General features: G+C 64.1%; 4 protein-coding genes. All 4 read left to right on the top strand.

The features are described 5' to 3' along the window. The first annotated feature begins 102 nt into the window (after window positions 1–102). A complete protein-coding gene (gene glcD, locus DBR18_RS19610) occupies window positions 103–1,602 on the top strand; it encodes a glycolate oxidase subunit GlcD (protein ID WP_108591542.1) in 1,500 nt (499 codons plus the stop codon). Next, entirely contained in the window at window positions 1,602–2,651 is a 1,050-nt protein-coding gene (gene glcE / locus DBR18_RS19605; protein ID WP_108591541.1) for a glycolate oxidase subunit GlcE, read from the top strand. Before glcD ends, glcE begins: the two co-directional genes overlap by 1 nt. Window positions 2,652–2,653: 2 nt before the next feature. Further along, the gene (gene glcF, locus DBR18_RS19600) at window positions 2,654–3,874 is read left to right on the top strand and encodes a glycolate oxidase subunit GlcF (protein ID WP_108591540.1); all 1,221 of its coding nucleotides are present in this window, start codon (window positions 2,654–2,656) and stop codon (window positions 3,872–3,874) included. 88 nt (window positions 3,875–3,962) lie between these two features. Continuing rightward, window positions 3,963–4,184, top strand: a 222-nt coding sequence (locus DBR18_RS19595; protein ID WP_146188775.1) for a 2-oxoadipate dioxygenase/decarboxylase family protein, incomplete at its 3' end; no start/stop codon positions are given.

Here is a 4,184-nt window from a genome sequence, read left to right as displayed (position 1 = left end):
GTCTCGACACGGTATCGATCTCAGGTCTGCTGCGCAGCCCAGCGGGAGCAAGCTCCCTCGCCACAAAAAGCCCTCTTGGCGGCATAGGTTCGGAAGGTCGAAATGAACATTCTCTACGACGAACGCCTCGACGGTCCGCTGCCGGAAGTGAACAAGGCCGAGCTGCTGAAAACCCTGCAGCGCGCCATCCCGGACCTCGACCTTCTCTGGCGCGAAGACGAACTCAAGCCGTACGAGTGCGACGGTCTGTCGGCCTATCGCACCACGCCGATGCTGGTTGCCCTGCCCCGGCGACTCGAGCAGGTGCAAACCCTGCTCAAGCTCTGCCATCAACACAACGTGCCGGTGGTGGCCCGTGGTGCCGGCACCGGGTTGTCGGGCGGTGCGCTGCCACTGGAAAAAGGCCTGTTGCTGGTGATGGCGCGGTTCAACAACATCCTGCACATCGACCCGGCAGCCCGCACCGCACGGGTTCAACCGGGGGTGCGCAACCTGGCGATTTCCCAGGCTGCCGCGCCGTTCGGCCTGTATTACGCGCCGGATCCGTCCTCGCAGATCGCCTGCTCGATCGGCGGCAACGTCGCAGAAAACGCTGGGGGCGTGCATTGCCTCAAGTACGGCCTGACCGTGCACAACCTGCTGAAGATCGAAGTGCTGACCATCGAAGGCGAACGCCTGACACTGGGCAGCGAAGCGCTCGATGCGCCGGGTTTCGATCTGCTTGCGTTGTTCACCGGCTCCGAAGGCCTGCTGGGGATCATCACTGAAGTCACGGTCAAACTGTTGCCCAGACCGCAGCTCGCCAAAGTGCTGCTGGCCAGTTTCGACTCGGTGGAAAAGGCGGGCCGCGCCGTGGCCGACATCATCGCGGCGGGCATCATTCCCGGCGGCCTGGAGATGATGGACAACCTGGCGATCCGCGCGGCTGAAGACTTCATCCACGCCGGCTACCCGGTGGATGCCGAGGCGATCCTGCTGTGCGAACTCGATGGCGTCGAAGCCGATGTCCACGACGATTGCCTGCGGGTCCGTGAGGTCATGCTTCAGGCCGGCGCCAGCGACGTGCGCCAGGCCCGCGATGAAGCCGAGCGTGTGCGCTTCTGGGCCGGGCGCAAAAACGCCTTTCCGGCCATTGGCCGTTTGTCGCCGGACTACTACTGCATGGACGGCACCATCCCGCGCCGCGAATTGCCCGGCGTTTTGCAAGGCATCGCCCGCCTCGGCGCCGAGTACGGTTTGCGCGTCGCCAACGTGTTCCATGCCGGTGACGGCAACATGCACCCGCTGATCCTGTTCGACGCCAACCAGCCCGGCGAACTGCAGCGCGCCGAAGCGTTGGGCGGGAAAATTCTGGAGCTGTGCGTGCAGGTCGGCGGCAGCATCACCGGTGAACACGGAGTCGGCCGCGAGAAAATCAATCAGATGTGCGCGCAATTCAACAGTGCTGAGCTGACCCTGTTCCACGCGGTGAAAGCCGCATTCGACCCGCAAGGCCTGCTCAACCCCGGCAAGAACATCCCGACCCTGCACCGCTGCGCCGAATTCGGCGCCATGCACATTCATGCCGGGCAATTGCCATTCCCCGAACTGGAGCGTTTCTGATGGCCGACGTCGACGCCAGCAGCGCCCTGCTCGATCAGGTCAATGAAGCCCGGGCCAACGCCACGCCGCTGAAAATCCAGGGCGGCAACAGCAAGGCGTTTCTGGGTCGGGAGGTGGCCGGCGAAGTGCTCGATACCCGCGCGCACTGCGGCATCGTCCGTTATGAACCGACGGAGCTGGTAGTCAGCGTGCGCGCTGGTACGCCGTTGCGCGAGCTGCTTACGGCGCTCGACGCGGCCGGGCAGATGCTGCCCTGCGAGCCGCCGGCCTTCGGTGAAGGCGCCACGGTCGGTGGGATGATTGCCAGCGGACTGTCCGGGCCACGGCGGCCATGGTCAGGTTCGGTACGCGATTTCGTCCTCGGCACCCGGGTCATCACCGGGCTCGGCGAGCACTTGCGTTTCGGTGGCGAAGTGATGAAAAACGTCGCCGGCTACGACCTCTCGCGCCTGTTGACCGGTAGTTTCGGTTGCCTCGGGGTGCTCACCGAAGTTTCGCTGAAAGTCCTGCCCAAACCGCGTCAGTGCCTGAGCATCCGCCTTGATCTCGATGGCGCCCGGGCATTGGCGCGGCTGGCCGAGTGGGGCCAGCAACCGTTGCCGATCAGCGGCGCCTGTCATGACGGGCAAAGCCTGTATCTGCGTCTTGAGGGCGGCGAAGGCTCGGTGACTGCCGCCCATCAACGACTCGGCGGCGAACCACTGGATTCGACGTTCTGGCGCGACTTGAATGAGCAACGCCTGAGCTTCTTCGATGAGGGCCTGCCGCTGTGGCGCCTGTCGCTGCCGAACAATCTCGGGCCGCAGGATTTGCCCGGCCAGCAACTGATCAACTGGGCCGGCGCGCAACGCTGGCTGAAATCCGATCACGAACACATCCAGATTCTTGCTCAGGAACTCGGCGGCCACGCCACCTGCTTTACCCATGGAGCCAGCGACACGCCGTTCCAGCCGCTGGCTCCGGTGCTGATGCGTTATCACCGGCAACTCAAGGCGCAACTCGACCCGCAAGGGCTGTTCAACCCCGGCCGGATGTACGCGGAGTTCTAGCCATGCAGACCACCCTCAGCGAAGAATCCCGACAACTGCCGCGTGCTGCCGAGGCGGAAAAAATCCTCCGCACCTGCGTGCATTGCGGGTTCTGCAACGCCACCTGCCCGACGTATCAATTGCTCGGCGATGAACTCGACGGGCCACGCGGACGCATCTATCTGATCAAGCAAGTGCTTGAAGGCGCTCCCGCTACCGAGCAGACACAACTGCATCTGGATCGCTGCCTGTCCTGCCGCAACTGTGAAACCACCTGCCCGTCCGGCGTCGACTATCACAACCTGCTGGATATCGGGCGGGCGGTAGTCGATCAAGCGGTGCCGCGTCCCGCCGCCCAGCGCTTGTTGCGCGAGGGGCTGCGCGCACTGGCGCCGAACCCCGGCGTGTTCAAGGGTTTGCTGCGCGTTGGTACGACGTTCCGACCCTTGCTGCCGCGAATGTTCGAAAGCAAATTGCCGCAGCGCGCGCCAGCGTCCGGTACACGCCCTGCCCCGCGCCATGCGCGGCGGGTGCTGTTGCTCGAAGGTTGCGTGCAACCGGGCCTGTCGCCTAACACCAACGATGCGACGGCGCGGGTGCTGGACCGGTTGGGGATCAGCGTCACCCCGGTGGCCGAGGCCGGTTGTTGTGGAGCCTTGGACTATCACCTCGACGCCCAGGCCAAAGGCCTCGACCGCGCCCGGCAAAACATCGACGCCTGGTGGGCACACCTGGAAAACGGTGCCGAAGCGATCGTGCAGACGGCCAGCGGCTGCGGCGCGTTCATCAAGGATTACGGGCATTTGCTGGCGCAGGACCCGCGCTACGCCGACAAGGCGCGGCAGATCAGCGAACGGACGCTGGATCTGGTGCAGGTTCTCGCGCAGGAGTCTCTGGAGACAGTGTGCGCCGCCAGCCAACGGCGGATCGCCGTGCATTGCCCCTGCACCCTGCAACATGCGCTGAAACTCGGTGGCGCGGTGGAAGCGCTGCTGACGCGACTGGGTTTCAACCTCACGGCGGTGCCGGACGGGCATTTGTGTTGTGGTTCGGCGGGCACCTATTCGCTGACACAACCGACCCTCGCCCGGCAACTGCGCGACAACCGCCTCAATGCCCTGGAAAGCGGACGCCCGGAGCTGATCGTCACGTCCAACATCGGTTGTCAGAATCACCTGGCCGGCGCTGGACGGACGCAGGTTGTGCACTGGATCGAACTGGTGGATCAGTCGTTGGCAGAATGAAGTTCGTAGGATTCTTCGTTTGCCGCCGTCGGCGAAGGCTGCGATCTTTTCCTCCATCCTTTACGTGACCGTGGCAGGAATTTTTTTCATGACCGTGCAGCCTTTCATCAGCCCCGACCTGATCCGTCAACGCTTCTCCAAAGCGATGTCCGACATGTACCGCGAAGAAGTGCCGTTGTACGGCGCGCTGATGGAACTGGTGGAGCAGACCAACCGTGACGTGCTGGACGCTCAGCCGGACATCGCACGGCAGCTCGACAGCACTGGTGAAATAGAGCGCCTGGACATGGAGCGCCACGGTGCCATCCGC

This window comes from Pseudomonas sp. HMWF021 (assembly GCF_003061005.1).
Lineage (GTDB): Bacteria > Pseudomonadota > Gammaproteobacteria > Pseudomonadales > Pseudomonadaceae > Aquipseudomonas.
The sequence above is the reverse complement of the archived record's forward strand: the minus strand, read 5'-3'. Positions and strand labels throughout refer to the sequence as shown.

Coding starts and splice junctions, on each gene's coding strand:
- glcD (WP_108591542.1), top strand. CDS start 103: ATGAACATTCTCTACGACGAACGCCTCGACGGTCCGCTGCCGGAAGTG.
- glcE (WP_108591541.1), top strand. CDS start 1,602: ATGGCCGACGTCGACGCCAGCAGCGCCCTGCTCGATCAGGTCAATGAA.
- glcF (WP_108591540.1), top strand. CDS start 2,654: ATGCAGACCACCCTCAGCGAAGAATCCCGACAACTGCCGCGTGCTGCC.